The following is a 19,488-nucleotide window of genomic DNA, read 5'->3' as shown; positions in this document are numbered from 1 at the left end:
AAAAAACATGGGCATATTACCCATGTTTTTTTAAAGAACTTAAGACTTCATCCGATGTAGTAGCTACACGAATAAGTAGTTTTTGTTCTGTTCGTATGAAGCCTTCCTCAAGCATCTTCTGAAAGTGTTGTAAAATCGCATCATAAAAGCCATTTACATTGTATAGAATTACAGGCTTTTCATGTAATCCTATTTGAGCCCACGTAAACACTTCAAAATATTCATCCATTGTTCCAGCACCACCCGGTAAAGCTATAAAAGCATCTGCTAACTCTACCATTTTGGCTTTACGTACATGCATAGACTCCACAAAATGAATCTCTGTTAACGAGGCATGTGCTAATTCCCGCTTCTGCAAATGAGTTGGCATCACACCAATCACCTCTCCGCCAGCTTTTAATACTGCATCTGCTACTTTTCCCATTAATCCCGTTTTCGAACCACCATAAACGACACCATGACCATTTTGAGCTAATACGGTCCCTAATTCGGCAGCCTTCTCTGCATAAATTGGATTTATGCCTAAGCCAGAACCACAGTACACTGCTATTCTTATAACAATCCCTCCTATTCAAAAGACGTGACACAATAGGCTACATATTGTCTCACGTCTTTTGATCATTTATTTTCTTCAATTACTTTTTTCTGCCCGGCACTTCGCTTTCGGCCAGAACACATAGTTCTCCTTACTATACGTTAAATTTTAAGCATAGTTCATTACCTATTTACGTAAATGACTTGTTTGTTTTAGCATATGACTGATGCGGCTCACAATTGATTCAATTGCTTCAGGATTTTTTAATAAATCATAATCATTGATATCTAAACGTAAAACCGGGCATGAATTAAAATCATTGATCCAGTTCTCATAGCGTTCATGCATTTCGATCCAATAATCATTCGGTGTTTGTTGCTCCATTGAACGTCCACGCTCTTGAATACGGCCAATTACATCATCAATTGGCCCCTCTAGATAAACAAGTAAATCTGGATGTGGGAAGTACGGTGTCATCACCATCGCATCAAATAAATTTGTATACGTCTCATAATCTGTTGGGCTCATTGTACCTTTGTCATAGTGCATTTTCGCAAAAATCCCTGTATCTTCGTAGATTGAACGGTCTTGAATAAACCCGCCGCCATATTCAAAGATTCGCTTCTGCTCCTTAAAACGCTCCGCTAAAAAATACACCTGTAAATGAAAACTCCATTTTTCAAAGTCCTCATAAAATTTATCTAAATATGGATTCGTATCCACCTTTTCAAAAGACGTACGGAAATTTAGCGCTTCTGCCAACGCCTTTGTCATCGTTGATTTTCCTACACCTACCGTACCTGCGATTGTAATGACCGTTTGTGGCGGAATATCGTATTTCTCTCTCAAATTCATTGTTGCAAACTCCTTTGTTGTAACGTGTCCTTTATTGTTTGTAAAACATATGTCAAATCATTTGGATTTTTTACGAAATCAAGCTGATCACCATTAAATCGAATAATAGGGATTTCAGGATGCATCTTCTCAAAATGCTCGATAAAGGAATGATAATCTGCCACCAGTTGCTCCATGTAATCTCGTGAAATCATTTTTTCAAATTCACGACCGCGCATCGCAATACGTTTCATCAACGTATCAACACTGGCATGTAAATAAACAACTACATTAGGTACAGGCATGTCTTTCGTTAATATTTTATAGATTTCCTCGTATTTATCATACTCAGTTGATGCCAATGTACGCTTTGCAAATATTAAATTTTTAAAAATGTGGTAGTCCGCTACAACAGGCTTATCATGTGTTAAACGGAAACTTTTTATATCCGATAATTGTTTATAGCGATTACATAGGAAGAACATTTCCGTTTGGAAGCTCCATTCCTCAATGTTTTCATAAAACTTATTTAGAAAAGGGTTTTCGTCTACTATTTCTTTTAATAGATGGTAATTAAATGTCGCTGCAATCTCTTTCGATAAAGAGGTTTTACCAACACCAATCGGACCTTCTACCGTAACAAATGGAACCGTCACCAGAAGCTCCTCCTTTATGTTCTATGGATTCTATCGTCAATTACCTCGTCTTCGAGGTTTTTTATAATCAGTGCTTTTCATTGTATCATAGTGAGAAAATGAAAAACAGAATCAAACTATTTCTCTATAAAATAGGCGACAAAAAAATAGACCCACCGTAGTGGATCTATTTTTAACCTTATAATTTAACTCGCTGTAAACGCAGTGCATTTAATACAACAGATACTGAACTAAACGCCATCGCTGCACCTGCTACCCAAGGAGCTAGTAAACCGATTGCGGCAATTGGAATACCTAATGTATTGTAAGCAAATGCCCAGAATAAGTTTTGTTTAATGTTGCGCATTGTTTTACGACTCATTATGATAGCATCCGCGATACTGTTTAAATCGCCTCTAATCAGTGTGATATCCGCTGCTTCCATAGCTACGTCTGTACCGGTACCAATCGCCATCCCAATATTAGCCGTCACAAGTGCCGGTGCATCATTAATACCATCACCAACCATCGCCACTTTTTTACCTGTAGCTTGCAGTTTTTTCACTTCATTCGCTTTGCCTTCCGGAAGTACTTCTGCAATCACATGATTCACACCAACTTCTGCTCCAATTGCTTGTGCTGTACGTTCATTATCACCAGTCATCATAATCACCGTAATGCCCATCTCTTGTAGACGACTAACCGCTTCTTTTGAAGTATCTTTCACTGTATCAGCAACTGCTACTAGACCAGCATACTGACCGTTAATCGCAGCTAACATGGCCGTTTTACCGTTTTCCTCTAATTGCTCCATTGTTGGTAGAATATCATCAATATGAATACCGTATTGTTGCATCAATTTACGAGTACCGATGACAACGCCTTGACCGGATACAGTCGCTTGCACTCCGTAACCTGGTATTGCTTCAAAGAATTGAACATCTCCTAGGTCAATACCACGATCAGCAATGCCCTGAACAATTGCTTCTGCTAACGGATGCTCGGATTGCTTCTCTGCTGCGCCAATTAACGATAAAAAGCGTGTTTCGTCTTGATTTGCCGCTAATACGACATCCGTTAATACAGGTTTGCCGTGTGTTACTGTACCTGTTTTATCAACAACTACTGTATCAATACTTTGTGTTTGCTCTAAATGCTCTCCACCTTTAAATAAAATACCAAACTCCGCCGCACGGCCAGAGCCCGCCATAATCGATGTTGGCGTTGCTAATCCAAGCGCACATGGACAAGCGATAACGAGAACTGCAATTAATACTTCTAGTGCAGGTGTAAATTCACCAGGTCGCACCCAAATAATCCAGATTAAAAATGCTACAATCGCAATACCAACAACGATTGGTACAAAAATGCCTGAAATTTGGTCTGCTAAACGTTGGATTGGCGCTTTTGAGCCTTGTGCATCTTCTACAACTTTAATAATTTGAGCTAAGGCTGTATCGCGCCCAACTTTAGTTGCTGTCATTTTAATAAAACCATTTTTATTAATAGTAGAACCAAATAATTGGTCACCTTGCTTTTTATCAACAGGTAAACTTTCCCCCGTTAACATTGATTCATCAACAGCTGTTGTTCCTTCTAACACTTCACCATCAACAGGAATTTTTTCACCCGGTTTCACTAAAATAATGTCGCCAATAACTACTTCTTCTAATGCTACTTCTTTCTCCACACCGTCACGGACAACGATGGCCGTTTTTGCCTGAAGACCCATTAATTTTTTGATTGCTTCAGATGAGCGACCTTTCGCTTTTGCCTCAAATAATTTACCTAATAAAATTAAAGTAATTAATACAGCACTCGTTTCAAAATATAAGTGAGGGGCATGATGTGACCCCGTAGTAATAATGGCTTGATATACACTATAAAAATACGCCGCAGATGTTCCCATCACTACAAGTACATCCATATTGGCACTACCATTGCGTAAAGCTTTGTATGCCCCAACATAAAATTGCTTCCCAATAATAAATTGAACGGGGGTAGCCAACACCATTTGTACCCACGGATTCATTAAAAATTCAGGGACATATAAAAATGATGTAAATGAAAAGTGTCCTACCATCGTCCAAAGTAATGGTAATGAAAGAATGGCCGATAAAATAAATTTTTGTTGCTGTTGTTTGATGGCCTGTTCTCGATGATCTACTGTTTCTTGCTCATTTGCTTTTTGATGCGCTTCATATCCTAATTTCTCAACCTTCGCAATAATATCTGCAATCGTCACTTCAGATGGGTTAAATTCAATAGTTGCTTTTTCAAGTGCTAAGTTTACGTTCGCAGAGGATACACCTGCTAGTTTGTTTAAACCCTTTTCTATACGTGTAGCGCAGGCCGCACATGTCATGCCTGTAATGTCGAATTCTGTTTTTTGTTTAACGACACCATATCCAAGTGCTTCAATTTTCTTTTCAAAATCTTCTTCACTTAATTTTGTCGGATCATATTTAATGGATGATTTTTCAAGAGCTAAATTAACCGTCGCTTGTTCTACACCATCCATTTTATTTAAACCTTTTTCTATACGAGTGGCACAGGCTGCACATGTCATACCTGTAATTTGCAAATTCGCTTCCTTTATTTCTGAACTCATGATCATTTCTCCTCCCTACATACCAACTAGGGGTATGTGTAATTGAAAATAATAGAGTGCTACCTGAGCACCCTATTTATATTATTTAACGTCATAGCCTTGATCGTCGATTGTTTCTTTAATTTGGTCTAGAGATACTTGTGTTTCATCAAACGCTACATCTACTAAACCATCAGCTAAGTTTACTTTTACTTGTTCAACACCAGCTAAAGCTCCAACACTTTTTTCCACTGAGTTTACACAATGTCCACATGACATTCCTTGTACGTTTAAAGTTACGTTTTGCATAAAATATCTCTCCTTTTAATTTAGATACTGTATAGGGGTATATATTTATTAAAAAAATTTTATTTCTTCATTAATTTTTGGATAGTCACTACTAATTCGTCTAACACTGCTTCATCACCTTCTGATAGGCGATCTACTACACATCCCTTTAAATGACCTTCTAATAATATCTTTGCTACACTATTTAAAGCAGACTGTGTGGCAGACAGTTGCGTAATAATATCATCACAGTAAACATCTTTGTCAATCATCCCTTTAATACCTCGGATTTGACCTTCAATTCGATTTAAACGAGTCGTTAAATCTTTTTTTACGCGTTCAGGATGATGGCTTTTTCGACACGACGTAGCTTCCTCTGTATGACAAGCAGCCTCTTTCACTATATCCTCCATTAAGTACACCTCCTACTTCACACTCATCATACTATACCCACGAAGGGTATGTAAAGTGTAAAATGAACTAAAAAATTTTTATTAATGATGATGATGATTCGACTGCTCATTTTTTATTGTACATAAAATTGAATGATCATGCTTATGCGCTACTGTTTCCAATTGAATCGTTACATGCTTTATGCCCTTATGCTCAAGATTATGTTCAATTTCTCGTAATATATGCTCACTATCCGCAATTTTTAGCTGATCAGCGACAACTGCATGACAAGAAAGTGCATTTGTTCCACTTGTTATTGTCCAAATGTGTAAATCATGAATACTCTGAACGCCATTTGTTTGTACAATCGTTTGTATGATTTCCTGAACGTCTATATTTGTAGGTGTTCCTTCCATGAGAACATGGACAGCAGCCTTCGTTACATAGTAGCCGCTTCTCAACACTAATATTGCAACAATAACACTCGCAAGTGGATCAGCCCAGCCCCAACCAAAAAACATTATTAACAATGCGGCAACGATGGCCCCTACAGATCCAAGCATATCGCTTAATACGTGTAAAAAAGCTCCACGCATATTTAAATTATCTTTTGTATCACTGCCACGCATCATAATCCAAGCTACTAAAATATTTATCAAAAGACCGATTGTACTAATAACTAGCATGCCTGTAGTTGCTACTTCTGGTGGATTGGCAAAACGTTCTATTGCTTCATAGAAAATGAATAAAGCAATCAAAATTAAAGTCACACCATTTAATACCGCTGCTAAAATTTCAAATCGTTTATAACCGTACGTTTTACTATAGCTCGCAGCCTTTTCTCCAAATATAAAAGCGAGTAAGGCTATTGCTAATGAAATCGAGTCACTTAACATATGTCCTGCATCGGATAAAAGAGCCAAACTATTTGTTAAATAGCCACCAATCGCTTCAACAACCATATAACTCGTAATAATAATAAATGATAAGATTAACACCTTTTTATTTGCGCCATGTGTATGGTCATGGCTGTGATCATGATTATGTCCCATTTTTTATCCCTCCATTAGTTCTAGTTATGTGCAGCATGCTCAATAGCTTGCATTAACAAATTCATAATGTGATCATCATCTTTTGAATAATATAAGGTTGTGCCTTCCCTTCTATATTTCACTAACCGTAAATTTTTCAAAAAACGTAACTGATGTGAAACTGTTGATTGACCTAAATCTAAAATTTCAGCGATGTCGTTGACTGAATGCTCATCCGTACATAATAAATTCAAAATGCGAATTCTTGTCGGATCACTTAAAGCTTTAAATGTTTGAGACACGACGAATAGTGTTTCTTCGTCTAAATGTTGTTCTTTGTTATTATGAACCTCTGTATTTCGTAATTTTTCATCCATTTAGTTTACCCCTAACTTATATATTTATATATGAGCATGTGTTCATATATAAATATAGTTGGTTGTTTTGGATATGTCAACGTTTTAACTTCTTACATAATCCGGAGGCATTGTTTATCTGTGCGAAAGCGAAGCGACAGCTACAAATGTTTTCTGTAGCGAAAGCAAAGCGACAGCTACAATGATGCCGAGACATATTTGATAGTAGCAATTGTCAATTAAGCAAGATACACTAAATGATAAGGAGAGATCATAGTGGATATTTTTGAAACAGACCGATTGTTTATGAACAGTGCACTGGAAGAAGCTAAAAAAGCAGCTTTACTTGGGGAAGTGCCGATAGGAGCTGTGCTTGTCTACGATGGAGAGATTATTGCGCGGGCTCATAATTTACGAGAAACAACACAAAACGCAACGACGCACGCTGAACTAATGGTTATTCAAGAGGCTTGTAAAAAAATAAGTAGCTGGCGTCTTGAAAAAACAACACTTTATGTGACGCTTGAACCTTGCCCTATGTGTGCAGGTGCCATTTTACAATCTCGTGTGCCACGTGTTGTATATGGTGCCAGAGATATAAAAGCGGGCTGTGTAGACTCACTCTATCGTTTATTAAACGATGCACGCTTTAACCATGAATGTGAAGTAACAGAAGGGATTTTAGCTGAGGAATGCGGACAAATCTTAACCGATTTTTTCCGAGCTTTGCGTGAACGAAAAAAAGCTGAGAAAAAAGCGCGACAAGCTTTAACATCCGATAATGGAAAAATTTAAATTCTTTCAGCAATTGTTTTATGTAACGTAAGTGAAACGACAGTTACAAATGTTTTTTTGTAGCGAAAGCGAAGCGTCAGCTACAGGTGTCCAAACATCCGCTTAATAGAGGGGCTCAGTCTAAGAACGCCACGTCCTGTGGCATTACCGAAATGACCGACATCGTGTCGGCCCTCGTGCTGGCCTAAGCACAAAGCCGATTCCGGACACAATTATGCCGTGGCATAATTGATAATTTCCCATAAGAGAAGGTATCTCAATCTGAGATACCTTCTTTTTGAATAGTGACAATTCTAATCCATAGAAAAAATTCAATACATATAATTTGTTGACATGTATAAACTGAAAAGGGAGAATATAACTAGTTATAAGCACAGTGAATAAATGGGAGGGAAGTACATTAATGCCTATTTTGGATAGAGTGAAGTTCGATGGATTACGTTCGCGTGATTGGTTAATCTACAAACATCCAACTGATAAGTTAGTGTTAGGTACTACACTTATAGTTAACGAAGGACAAGTAGCCGTTTTTGTAAAGGGTGGCCAAATATGTGATGTGTTTAATTCGGGTACACATATTTTATCTACAAATAATTTACCATTACTGCATAACATAGTGAATCTTGCTTATGGAGGAAAGACCCCTTTTTCAGCAGAGATATACTTTATAAATCTTACGTCAAAAATGGATTTACATTGGGGAACCTCTGATCCTATTCAACTGATTGACCCAAAATACTTTGTAAAATTACGTATACGAGCGTTTGGGCAACTGTCCCTTCGTCTTGATGATTACTTATTGTTCTTTACAGAAGTTATAGGCTCTATGAATAAAGATGATATTGTTAGCTATGAAAAAGTACAAGGTTACTTTAAAGGTTCTCTTATTACTTCAATAAAAACTGAACTTGCAAATAAAATTATTAATGAGAAGATTTCTGCACTTGAAATAACAACAGAGCTCCATAATATTTCAAATAGTTTAAAAGAGAAAATATCTAAAGAATTCAATGCGTATGGTTTTATAATGGCCCATTTCCATATTCAATCAATTAATTTCCCAGAGGAAGATTTCGATAAAATAAATGAAATTTTACAAGATAAAGCTAAATTTGAAATAATGGGTGACAATCGTTATGTAACACAACGTAGCTTTGATATATATGAGTCTGCTGCATCAAATGAGAATGGAGTAGCTGGATTATTTGCTACAAGTGGAGTTGGCTTAGGTGTAGGGCAAGGTATGGTGACTATGATGAACCAACAAGTACAACAGCCTACCAATAATGTCACACATAAAATATGCCCTTCTTGCCATGGTAACATTTCGTCTACTAGTAAGTTTTGCAATTTATGCGGTGAAAATTTAACGCTTAAGGTCATTACATGTCATTCCTGCCAGGGTGAAAACGAAGAATCATCAAAATTCTGTAGTTCTTGCGGTATTAGTTTACTTAAACCAATTTGTTCATGTGGGCAAGAACTAGATATTACTTCGATATTTTGTAATAACTGCGGCACTCAAGTTAAATGAATTCATCTACTAGTTATTTATAGAAAAAACGATATCCAAAAGAGATACTTACAAAAACAATAATCATTGATTAGGAGATATTAATATGAACAATGTTGAATGCCCACAATGTGGTGCACCTGCTGATGTTACATTGGCTCAATGTAAATATTGTGGTGAAAAATTCAATTTCCCTAACAAACAGCAAATTGTGCAACAACCTGTTTATCAACAACAGCCTCAACCTGTCTATCAAACACAGCCTCAGCAAGTGCCTATGTATGATGGCATCGACCCTTCTTGGCCGATAAAAAATAAAACGGTCGCAGGGATACTTGCTATCTTTTTAGGTGGAATCGGAATCCATAAATTTTACTTAGGGAAAATTGGACAAGGTATATTGTACCTCATCTTCTTCTGGACATATATCCCAGCATTTATAGGCTTTATAGAGGGCGTAATTTACTTGCTTTCTAATGAACATAATTTCTCTGTAAAACATCGAGTTCGACCTCGCTAACCTACTTTAAAAAAAGAAAAACTACTGTTGAAATTAGATTTTCAACAGTAGTTTTTTCTTTTCATCAGCCGCTTCGCTTTTGGTGCAGTGCCGACATTATTTATTTCGGAGCGATTACTTCTTTTCCGCCCATATATGGTCTTAATACTTCAGGAATCACTACGCTTCCATCAGCTTGCTGATAATTTTCTAAGATTGCTGCTACTGTACGGCCGATTGCAAGACCTGAACCATTTAATGTGTGTACATACTCTGGTTTTGCATTTGGCTCACGACGGAAGCGAACATTCGCTCGACGTGCTTGGAAATCTTCAAAGTTAGAGCAAGAAGAGATTTCACGGTACATATTTTGGGCTGGAATCCAAACTTCTAAATCGTACTTTTTCGCTGCAGTAAAGCCTAAATCAGCTGTACACATTTTTAGTTTGCGGTATGGTAACCCTAATAATTGTAGTACTTTTTCTGCATGACCTGTTAATAGTTCTAGCTGTTCATAAGATTCTTCTGGTTTTACAAAGCGTACTAATTCTACTTTGTTGAATTGATGTTGGCGAATTAAACCACGTGTATCGCGGCCCGCAGATCCTGCCTCTGAACGGAAGCAAGCACTGTATGCTGCAAAGCCTTGTGGTAATGCTTCAATAGGTAAAATTTCATCACGGTAGAAGTTTGTTACAGGTACTTCTGCTGTTGGAATCATGAAATAATCTGTGTCAACCAATTTAAAGACATCTTCTTCAAATTTAGGTAGTTGTCCTGTACCTGTTAAGCTATCACGATTAACAATTACAGGTGGTAGCATTTCTTCATAGCCATGCTCTTCTGCATGTAAGTCCATCATAAATGTCATTAATGCACGTTCTAAACGAGCGCCAAGACCACGATAGAATAAGAAACGACTACCAGTCACTTTTGCACCACGTTCAAAGTCAACAATTTGTAGGTCCGTAGCGATATCCCAGTGTGCTTTAATGTCAAAATCAAATGTTGGTACCTCACCCCAAGTATATTCCTCTACATTATCATCCTCTGTTGTGCCGACTGGTACAGATTCATGTGGAACGTTTGGTAAACGCATCATCATATCTTTAAAGCGTTCTTCTACATCATTTAATTGAACATCTAGCTCTTTAATTTCATCGCCAACCTGACGCATACGTGCAATAACTTCATCCGCATTTTCTTTATTACGCTTCATAATAGAAATTTGCTCAGATACTTTATTGCGCTCAGCTTTAAGCTCTTCTGTTTTTGCAATTAATTCACGACGCTTTGCATCTAATTGTTCAAAATCGTCTAAGTTTCCTAAATCCTCATTACGTGTTAATAGCATTTCTTTAATTTCCGCGAAATTGTCGCGCACGCGTTTAATATCTAACATCGTCATACCTCCAGTAGATTCCTAATGATGGGAAAATAGTTAGTAGAAACACAAAAAAAGCCCTCATCCCCAGAAAGGGACGAGAGCTACCCGCGTTGCCACCCTAATTGATTAGACACTTTGTCTAATCCACTTATTTCATAACGGCATTTCAGCCGGCGACAGCCTACTTCATTCACTTCGACTGCGCAACTCCAGGACGGATTCACAAGTGCTTTTATCAGCTTCCACCACCCGCTGACTCTCTAAAAAAAACGTGCTTGCTACTACTTCCCATCATCGTGTTCAGTTATTTAAATTTTATCCATACTGTACTATATGAAATGATATTTTGCAAGTTATACCATAGAAGATACAAAATATTCAAGAATACGTGTATCTGACGTTAATTCAGGATGGAAGGAACAGCCTAGAAAATGACCGTCTTTTGCTAACACGATTTTCCCGTCATGCTCTGCTAATACTTTAACACCTTCACCTACGGAAACAATATGTGGAGCACGTATAAAAACAGCCGGAATGGCAGCACCTATTTCAGGTATGTCGAGCTTCACTTCAAAGCTATCCACTTGGCGTCCATAGGAATTTCGTGCAACTGCAACATCCATTACAGCTAAATGTGACTCATAATTCACTAATTCCTTTGCTAATAAAATCAATCCTGCACATGTTCCAAACATCGGTAAACCTTGCTTTGCTAGTGTGCGAATTGGCTCTAATAGCTCATATCGATTCAGCAATTTCCGCATCGTTGTGCTTTCTCCACCAGGTAAGACAAGTCCATCAAGCTTCTCTAAATCACTTCTTTGTTTTACTAAGACAGCTTCGCATCCGAGAGACTCTAACATTTGCACATGCTCTCGCACCGCTCCCTGTAATGCTAAAACACCAATTCGCTTCATCTTACCAGCCTCGCTCTTGCATACGCTCATTTTGACTAAGCTGTGCAATATCGATGCCTTTCATCGGAACACCTAGCTCTTTTGAAATCTCTGCAATTAGCTTGTAGTCCTTATAATGTGTAGTGGCTTCAACAATTGCACGAGCAAATTTCTCTGGGTTTTCTGATTTGAAAATACCAGAACCAACAAATACACCGTCAGCTCCAAGCTCCATCATTAATGCTGCATCCGCTGGCGTAGCAACTCCACCTGCTGCAAAATTCACGACTGGTAAACGACCATGACGCTTAATTTCTCTTAATAATTCAAAAGGAGCACCTAGCAATTTAGCCTCTGTCATTAATTCGTCCTCCGTCATACCAACTACTTTACGTACTTGCGCATTCACTTTACGAATATGGCGAACAGCCTCTACAATATTACCCGTCCCTGGTTCTCCTTTAGTTCGTAGCATGGAAGCCCCTTCGCCAATGCGTCTAGCTGCTTCTCCTAAATCACGACACCCACAAACAAAAGGCACTGTATAATCACTTTTTAATAAATGGAACTCCTCATCTGCTGGAGTTAACACTTCACTTTCATCAATATAATCAACACCCATTGCTTCTAACACTCTTGCTTCTACAATATGTCCAATACGTGCTTTAGCCATTACAGGAATGGATACAGCCCCCATGACCTCCTCGACAATACGAGGATCCGCCATACGTGCTACTCCACCCGCCTTACGAATGTCTGATGGTACTCGTTCTAATGCCATGACAGCTACAGCTCCTGCTGCTTCCGCAATTTTCGCCTGCTCTGCATTAATAACATCCATAATGACGCCACCCTTTTGCATTTCTGCCATCCCGCGCTTCACTAATTCTGTACCTGTTTGTCTCATGATTTCTAACCTCCACCTTTATGATGAAATTTAGTATAATGGAAATTGACCATATAAAAATATCCAGTTTATAAAATAACCATAAGGTCAGGGGGATTAATGCACATGGACATGTTATTATTTCAACTAGAAAAAAATGGTGAAAAACCGCTCTATGACCAGCTTTATAGCGGCATTAAAGAAGCTATTATTTCAAAGAAAATTGCAGTAGGAGAAAAATTACCATCAAAAAGAAAATTAGCCGATTTTTTGAATATTTCTCAAACAACTATCGAAATTGCATATGCACAGCTACTTGCAGAAGGCTATATTATGTCTAAATCTCGCGTCGGTTATTTTGTAGAGGAAATTGACGAGCTCCCATATATTCAGCAGGACACAATAGCGTCTATACACGAACAAGCTAAGAAAAAATCGTACAAGATAGATTTTAATCCTGGTTCTATCGATATTGATGCTTTCCCATTTCAAACATGGCGGAAATATGCGAAAGAGCTCTTTGATGATGCCTCAAAGGAATTATTATTAACAGGTGAGCCTCAGGGAGAACTATCTTTACGAACGGAGATTGCTAATTATTTATTTCAATCACGCGGGGTTGTTTGTAGTCCCGAGCAAATTGTCATCGGCTCAGGAACAGAACAGCTTCTACCAATGATATTGCGCCTCTTTGGTGACGATACTTGCTTTGCACTTGAAAACCCAGGCTATCCAGCTGTGCATCGTATGTTTTCCCAGCATAAACGAAAAGTCTATCCAATTGCGGTCGATGATGAAGGAATTGTCATTCATGAGCTCGAAAAAACTAGTGCTGACGTTGTCTATATCACACCATCACACCAATTCCCTACAGGGGCAGTATTATCGGCTACAAGACGTGCACAGGCTTTAAATTGGGCCGCGCAAAGCTCCTCTCGATACATAATTGAAGATGATTATGATTCCGAATTTCGTTATACTGGAAAACCAATTCCTGCACTCCATGCATTAGATCGAAATGATAAAGTCATTTATATGAGTACATTTACAAAATCATTAATGCCGTCCTTACGTGTTGCTTATTTTGTACTTCCATCAAAACTACTTGCTACTTATAATGATGTGTTTAATTACTATTCATCAACAGTACCTCGTTTTGATCAACATATCGTAGCTAATTTTATGCGTGATGGCCATTTTGCCAAGCATTTAAATCGAATGAGGAAGGTTTATCGAAAAAAGCATGAAAAACTTACTTCTATTTTAGAAAACTATTCTAATCAAATTAACATTACTGGCGAGCAAGCAGGAATGCATATTTTACTCGATGTACAACATACTTTGTCCGAAAAGCAATTACAGCAGCTTGCCTCCAATGCGGAAATCAAAATCTATCCACTATCTGATTATCGCCTGGATCACTCCGCACCTCCACAAGCTCAATTTTTACTAGGTTTTGGAGGTATATCTGTACATGAAATTGAACCTTCGATTGAAAAGCTAATGAGCTGTTGGGACATACAGAAAAAACACCTATCAACCCCACGTTAAAAGGTTGTTAGGTGTTTTCTTTATATTATGATTCAATTAGTTGAATATTATATAGTTTAAACCATGTATGAATTTGCCCAAGATAAGCTAAGAGCTGTGGACCTGCCATTAATTGTCCATACCAAGGAACTTTGAAAGAACTACCACCAGATTCAATTAACCCTATTAGCTTCTGTCGCTCAAATAATTCATGAAGAATTGAATTTTTATCCTCCATTATTTCTCTTAGCCACTTTTGAACACCTGCTGTATAAACTGGATGATACGTTTTAGGGTACGGATTCTTTTTTCGATATAAAACTTCTTCAGGCAATAAATGTTGCATTGCCTTACGAAGCAAACCCTTTTCTATACCGCCTAAATTTTTCATTTCCCAAGGAATATTCCACGCATATTCCACAAGTCGATGATCTGCAAATGGAACACGAACTTCAAGACTCGCCCCCATACTCATACGGTCTTTTCGTTCCAGCAATGTTTGCATAAACCATACCATATTCAAATAAAACATTTCACGTTGCCTTACTTCCTCAATACTCTCTCCATCAAGATATGGTACTTCAGCAATTGTTTCCGAATATGCTTGTTGTGCAAATGATTCAACTGTTAATTTCTTACGCCACCGCTCTTGTAACATTGTTGATCTTTCAGACAGTGAACGAATCCAAGGAAAACCTGTTGTCGTTTCTGTAAACCATGGATAGCCGCCGAAAATTTCATCTGCACATTCACCCGAGAGTGCAACGGTAAAGTCCTTTTTTATTTCTCGACAAAACCATAATAACGATGAATCTACATCTGCCATCCCCGGTGAATCTCTAACAACGACAGATTCTACTAACCAATCGATTAATTGCTGCTGAGAAATTTCCTCAGCATGATGTGTTGTACTAAAGGTATCTGTCATTTTTCGAATCCAATACGTGTCTGTTGATGTTTGAAAAGCATGTGGATTAAAGAAGCGTTCATTATCCTCATAGTCTATAGAATACGTATGGAGCATACCTTTATTTTGTTCACGAAACCTGTTTGCTGCAATTCCAGTAATAATGCTGGAATCTAATCCGCCTGAAAGAAATGTACAAATCGGTACGTCTGAAATAAGCTGTCGTTCAATAGCATCCGTTAGCAAAAAACGGACATGATCGATCGTCTCCTCTAATGATTCTTCATGTCGTTTACTTTGTAACTGCCAATACTGCCAAACTCGTATACCCTCTCTAGAGAAACGCATTGCATATCCTGGACGTAGCTCACTAATATTTTGAAAAAGTGATTTTCCGGGCGTTCTAGACGGCCCTACAGCCATAATAGTTGCTAGCCCTTCCGTATTAACGGTTGCTTTAATCAACGGATGCGCTAATAATGCTTTCACCTCGGATGCAAAAAGCAGGCCGCCTTGTTGTTCTGTGTAAAACAAAGGTTTTACACCTAGTCGATCTCGGCATAAAAAAAGAGATTGTGATTGTTCATCCCATATACCAAAAGCGAAAATTCCATTTAAAAAATCAACACACTGCTCTTTCCATTCAATATAAGCAGTTAATAATACTTCCGTATCTGAATGTGTTGTAAAAACATGCCCTCGATTTTGAAGCTCTTTCCTTATTTCTTCTGTATTATAAAGCTCGCCATTATATGTAATGACATAGTTTGCACCATCATGTACTTTTTTCATCGGTTGCTTCCCACCGATTAAATCGATGACAGCTAGCCGACGATGGCCAAATGCAATATGCTCACTACACCAAATATTTTCATCATCAGGCCCTCGTTTATTTAACGTTTGCGTCATTAACTTTAGAATTTCATTACTTGTTCTTAAATCCTTTTGAAAACTAGACCATCCTGTAATGCCACACATTTAGCCACATCCTTTCGCCTAATAGCGTATGCACTAGAGCAAAAAAACGTGAAAAAGAACACGAGATGTTTGAAAACATCTACGTGTTCTTTAAATTATTTATTAAAATAGGCCACCAACAAAGTCAGTAATGCTGCTCCATAAGTTTCCGAAGAAGCTACCAATACCTTGGAAGAATAAAGAGATACCGCCAGCACGCTCCACAGCCTCTGTTGTGACAACATCGGCTTTAAGGTCCTTACCGTCAATAAAACCGTAATCTGTGCCCTCTGAGCGCTCAATAACTACCTTCCCAACAACTGTATCCTTCTTAACCTCTGCTTCAAGACTCTTTTTATCTAATACTAGTTTAGGTTTATATAAGTCTTTTTCAGATGACCTGATCATAAATGAAACTGGTTCTTTAACAGCAATCGCTACATTCTTTTCTTTACCTTTCGTAACTTTTACTGTTTCTTGATCTTTAAACTTATAGTTCGCAGGAATAATTTCTTGTTTCGAAAATTGTGAGAAACCATAGTTAAACAATTTAGCTGTTTCATCGAAGCGCGCTTTTTTTGGATCCTCTCCTACAGCCTTCATAACTACAGAAATTAAACGTGTACCATTGCGCTCTGCTGTACCTGTAAAGCAATGACCCGCAAAGTCTGTTGTACCTGTTTTTAATCCGTCAACGCCTTCATATTTGTACGCTAATTCCGGCAACATAGAGTTCCAGTTTATCATTTCGATGTTATCATCTGTACCTTCACGGAACGTCTTTTTTGCAATTTTAGACGTTTTTAATACGTCTGGATGATCTTTTAGTAAATGATATGCTAATTTAGCTACAGATTTAGCAGGCATTACGTTTTCATCATTTGGTCCAGTACCAGCTGGCTGCATACCAAATAAATCTGCATTGTTAAGACCAGTAGAGTTTACGAATTTATAGCCTGTAAGACCAAGCTCTTCTGCTTTTTTATTCATTAGCTTTAAAAATTCAGTTTCAGTACCCGCAATTGTTTCTGCTATAGCAGCTGTAGCAGCATTTGCAGAGTAAATTGCCATTGCCTCATATAATTCTTTAATTTTGTAAGTTCCATCTCTACGCAATGGTACATTACTTAATGCACGGTTTTGAGACATTTTATACGTATATTCAGTTACGTGATATTCTTGATCCCATTTAACTGTACCTGCATCAATTGCATCCAATAACAAATATTCAGTCATCATTTTTGTCATACTTGCAATACCTAGTGAAGTATCTGCATTTTGTTCATATAAAATTTTTCCTGAATCTGCGTCAATTAAAATTGCAGCATCCACGTGTAGTCCTAAATCTGTTTCTGCATTTGCCTTCGCTGGAATACCTGCTAAAACACTAAATAACAAAACAGGAATTAGGAGTAAGCGTATAACAGTGTTCATTGTCTTTTTCACCTTTAAAGCCCTCCAAAAAATATTCTTATCCTCGACATTTTATCATATATAGTAATGTCCGTGCGCACTCTCTATCATAAAAAAAATGCTCTCGTGTCATCTTTGTAGACGATTCGAGAGCATAAAAGTTGCTAGTAATATATTACATCGAATAGTTTGGTGATTCTTTTGTGATTTGTACATCATGTGGATGTGATTCACGTAGACCTGCACCTGTCATTCGAACAAACTGAGCATTTTCACGTAAGAACTCAAGGTTAGCTGAACCACAATAGCCCATACCTGCACGAATACCACCGATTAGTTGATAAATAGTATCCGCTAGAGGTCCTTTGTAAGGAAGACGACCTTCAATACCTTCAGGTACTAATTTTTTCGCATCCTCTTGGAAATAACGATCCTTTGAACCTTTTTCCATAGCGCCAATTGAACCCATACCACGGTATACCTTGAAGCGACGACCTTGGAAGATTTCAGTTTCACCAGGAGATTCAGAAGTACCTGCAAGAAGTGAACCAAGCATTACAACATTACCACCTGCTGCAAGAGCTTTTACGATGTCACCAGAATACTTAATGCCTCCATCAGCAATAATTGTTTTACCAAGTTCACGTGCTACTGTTGCACAATCGTAAACAGCTGTAATTTGTGGTACACCTACACCAGCTACTACACGAGTAGTACAAATAGATCCTGGTCCAATACCAACTTTCACTACATCTGCACCAGCCTCAAATAATGCGCGTGCACCTTCAGCTGTTGCCACGTTACCAGCGATAATTTCAAGCTCTGGATAAGATTCACGGATAGAGCGAATTGTTTGTAATACACCCTCAGAATGACCATGAGCTGTGTCAATTACTACGATGTCTACTTGTGCTTCAACAAGCTTTTCAATACGTATCATCGTATCTTTTGAAACACCAACTGCTGCCCCTACTAATAAACGACCATGTATGTCTTTTGCAGCGTTAGGGAACTCAATTACCTTTTCGATATCTTTAATTGTAATTAATCCAGTTAATTTACCTTCTTCATCTACAATTGGTAGCTTTTCGATTTTATATTGTTGAAGAATCTTTTCAGCATCCTCAAGAGTCGTTCCAACAGGAGCTGTAATTAAATCTTCTTTTGTCATAACATCTTCAATTTTTAAAGAATAGTCAGAAATAAAACGCAAGTCGCGGTTTGTAATGATTCCTACTAGCTTTTGGTTTTCCATACTATCAACGATTGGTACACCAGAAATTCGGTATTTACCCATTAAATGCTCAGCATCGAAAACTTGGTGAGTCGGAGTTAAGAAAAATGGGTTTGTGATAACACCATTTTCAGAACGTTTTACTTTTTCTACTTGCTCAGCTTGCTCATCGAGCGACATGTTCTTATGGATAATACCGATACCACCTTGACGTGCCATAGCAATCGCCATTTTAGATTCTGTAACTGTATCCATACCTGCGCTGATCATTGGAATATTTAATTTAATCTTCGGTGTTAGTTGAACTGATAAATCAACATCTTTCGGTAATACTTCTGAATGAGCTGGTACTAATAATACATCATCAAAAGTTAAACCTTCTTTGGCAAATTTAGTTTCCCACATTTTCGTAACGTCCTCCTATAGTTAAAAGAATATTAATTGTAAGATTAACAACGTGCTAAGCTACTGTCAAGAAACTTGTAAAAGAAAGACAATTCAGATTTTTCTAAGTGGCATTAATGATAGCCTTTTCTCCCTTTTTTTACACGGAAGAAAATATAGGCTTTATAATTTTATCTACATTTATTATATAAATAGCAGTTACGCTCTTCTTATTTTAAGCAAGTTTTGTGGAATTATTGATAAATTATTAAGGTTTTTCAAAAAAAAAAAAAACAGCCAGCACACAGCTGACTGTTTTTGCCTAGCGACGTCCTACTCTCACAGGGGGAAGCCCCCAACTACCATCGGCGCTAAAGAGCTTAACTTCCGTGTTCGGTATGGGAACGGGTGTGACCTCTTTGCCA

General features: G+C 37.8%; 18 protein-coding genes, 1 rRNA gene and 1 other annotated feature. Of the genes, 4 read left to right on the top strand and 15 right to left on the bottom strand.

The genetic code is table 11. The annotated features are described in order from the left end of the window. Nucleotides 1-16 precede the first annotated feature (16 nt). The 8 genes from ACQKN2_RS22525 to ACQKN2_RS22490 all read right to left on the bottom strand — a co-directional run bounded on the left by ACQKN2_RS22525 (nucleotide 17) and on the right by ACQKN2_RS22490 (nucleotide 6,683). On the bottom strand, nucleotides 17-544 hold the full coding sequence (locus tag ACQKN2_RS22525) for a TIGR00730 family Rossman fold protein (RefSeq protein ID WP_427416922.1): 528 nt from the start codon (nucleotides 542-544) through the stop codon (nucleotides 17-19). A 177-nt stretch (nucleotides 545-721) separates the two neighbouring features. Continuing rightward, nucleotides 722-1,390 carry a deoxynucleoside kinase gene (locus ACQKN2_RS22520; protein WP_427416921.1) on the bottom strand — a complete coding sequence of 223 codons (669 nt, stop codon included), beginning with the start codon at nucleotides 1,388-1,390 and terminating at the stop codon, nucleotides 722-724. Further along, nucleotides 1,387-2,025: a deoxynucleoside kinase gene (locus tag ACQKN2_RS22515; RefSeq protein WP_323651653.1), complete on the bottom strand. Its 639-nt coding sequence runs from the start codon at nucleotides 2,023-2,025 to the stop codon at nucleotides 1,387-1,389. Before ACQKN2_RS22515 ends, ACQKN2_RS22520 begins: the two co-directional genes overlap by 4 nt. Nucleotides 2,026-2,203: 178 nt before the next feature. Next, nucleotides 2,204-4,615, bottom strand: coding sequence for a heavy metal translocating P-type ATPase (locus ACQKN2_RS22510; RefSeq protein WP_427416920.1), 2,412 nt, complete (start codon nucleotides 4,613-4,615; stop codon nucleotides 2,204-2,206). A gap of 81 nt (nucleotides 4,616-4,696) precedes the next feature. Next, nucleotides 4,697-4,903 carry a copper chaperone CopZ gene (gene copZ / locus ACQKN2_RS22505; RefSeq protein WP_068986807.1) on the bottom strand — a complete coding sequence of 69 codons (207 nt, stop codon included), beginning with the start codon at nucleotides 4,901-4,903 and terminating at the stop codon, nucleotides 4,697-4,699. A 59-nt stretch (nucleotides 4,904-4,962) separates the two neighbouring features. Continuing rightward, entirely contained in the window at nucleotides 4,963-5,295 is a 333-nt protein-coding gene (locus ACQKN2_RS22500; protein WP_323651655.1) for a metal-sensitive transcriptional regulator, read from the bottom strand. Nucleotides 5,296-5,376: 81 nt separating this feature from the next. Then, complete coding sequence (locus ACQKN2_RS22495) at nucleotides 5,377-6,327, bottom strand: cation diffusion facilitator family transporter (protein WP_427416919.1); 951 nt, start codon at nucleotides 6,325-6,327, stop codon at nucleotides 5,377-5,379. 20 nt (nucleotides 6,328-6,347) lie between these two features. After that, a complete protein-coding gene (locus ACQKN2_RS22490; protein WP_134026819.1) occupies nucleotides 6,348-6,683 on the bottom strand; it encodes a metalloregulator ArsR/SmtB family transcription factor in 336 nt (111 codons plus the stop codon). Between the two features lie 255 nt (nucleotides 6,684-6,938). Here ACQKN2_RS22490 and tadA point away from each other — a divergent pair, with 255 nt between their 5' ends. From tadA to ACQKN2_RS22475, 3 genes are all read left to right on the top strand, one after another. Continuing rightward, a complete protein-coding gene (gene tadA / locus ACQKN2_RS22485) occupies nucleotides 6,939-7,457 on the top strand; it encodes a tRNA adenosine(34) deaminase TadA (RefSeq protein ID WP_427416918.1) in 519 nt (172 codons plus the stop codon). A gap of 403 nt (nucleotides 7,458-7,860) precedes the next feature. Next, on the top strand, nucleotides 7,861-8,991 hold the full coding sequence (locus ACQKN2_RS22480; protein ID WP_427416917.1) for an SPFH domain-containing protein: 1,131 nt from the start codon (nucleotides 7,861-7,863) through the stop codon (nucleotides 8,989-8,991). Nucleotides 8,992-9,247: 256 nt separating this feature from the next. After that, complete coding sequence (locus ACQKN2_RS22475; protein ID WP_400731230.1) at nucleotides 9,248-9,490, top strand: TM2 domain-containing protein; 243 nt, start codon at nucleotides 9,248-9,250, stop codon at nucleotides 9,488-9,490. Between the two features lie 100 nt (nucleotides 9,491-9,590). Here the strand turns inward: ACQKN2_RS22475 and serS are convergent, their stop codons facing one another. From serS to pdxS, 3 genes are all read right to left on the bottom strand, one after another. Next, nucleotides 9,591-10,871 (bottom strand): serine--tRNA ligase, encoded by a 1,281-nt coding sequence (gene serS / locus ACQKN2_RS22470; RefSeq protein ID WP_427416916.1) that lies wholly within the window; start codon nucleotides 10,869-10,871, stop codon nucleotides 9,591-9,593. Between the two features lie 72 nt (nucleotides 10,872-10,943). Further along, nucleotides 10,944-11,160 (bottom strand) — a binding site (T-box leader). A 49-nt stretch (nucleotides 11,161-11,209) separates the two neighbouring features. Beyond that, nucleotides 11,210-11,773 (bottom strand): pyridoxal 5'-phosphate synthase glutaminase subunit PdxT, encoded by a 564-nt coding sequence (pdxT, locus tag ACQKN2_RS22465; RefSeq protein ID WP_427416915.1) that lies wholly within the window; start codon nucleotides 11,771-11,773, stop codon nucleotides 11,210-11,212. A 1-nt stretch (nucleotide 11,774) separates the two neighbouring features. Then, entirely contained in the window at nucleotides 11,775-12,659 is an 885-nt protein-coding gene (gene pdxS / locus ACQKN2_RS22460) for a pyridoxal 5'-phosphate synthase lyase subunit PdxS (protein WP_376078352.1), read from the bottom strand. Between the two features lie 105 nt (nucleotides 12,660-12,764). On the opposite strand from pdxS, the gene ACQKN2_RS22455 reads away from it, so the two are divergent. Then, nucleotides 12,765-14,189: a PLP-dependent aminotransferase family protein gene (locus ACQKN2_RS22455; RefSeq protein ID WP_427416914.1), complete on the top strand. Its 1,425-nt coding sequence runs from the start codon at nucleotides 12,765-12,767 to the stop codon at nucleotides 14,187-14,189. 25 nt (nucleotides 14,190-14,214) lie between these two features. Here ACQKN2_RS22455 and asnB read toward each other — a convergent pair whose 3' ends face one another. The 4 genes from asnB to rrf all read right to left on the bottom strand — a co-directional run. Next, nucleotides 14,215-16,053, bottom strand: coding sequence for an asparagine synthase (glutamine-hydrolyzing) (asnB, locus tag ACQKN2_RS22450; RefSeq protein ID WP_427416913.1), 1,839 nt, complete (start codon nucleotides 16,051-16,053; stop codon nucleotides 14,215-14,217). Between the two features lie 102 nt (nucleotides 16,054-16,155). Next, nucleotides 16,156-17,478 carry a D-alanyl-D-alanine carboxypeptidase family protein gene (locus ACQKN2_RS22445; protein ID WP_427416912.1) on the bottom strand — a complete coding sequence of 441 codons (1,323 nt, stop codon included), beginning with the start codon at nucleotides 17,476-17,478 and terminating at the stop codon, nucleotides 16,156-16,158. A gap of 142 nt (nucleotides 17,479-17,620) precedes the next feature. Further along, on the bottom strand, nucleotides 17,621-19,084 hold the full coding sequence (gene guaB, locus ACQKN2_RS22440) for an IMP dehydrogenase (protein WP_197143168.1): 1,464 nt from the start codon (nucleotides 19,082-19,084) through the stop codon (nucleotides 17,621-17,623). A gap of 299 nt (nucleotides 19,085-19,383) precedes the next feature. Further along, nucleotides 19,384-19,488 (bottom strand): 5S ribosomal RNA (gene rrf / locus ACQKN2_RS22435); the annotation flags it as partial.

The organism is Lysinibacillus sp. NPDC093688 (assembly GCF_050280145.1).
Classification (GTDB): domain Bacteria; phylum Bacillota; class Bacilli; order Bacillales_A; family Planococcaceae; genus Lysinibacillus; species Lysinibacillus xylanilyticus_B.
This window is presented reverse-complemented; position numbering and strand designations above follow the sequence as displayed.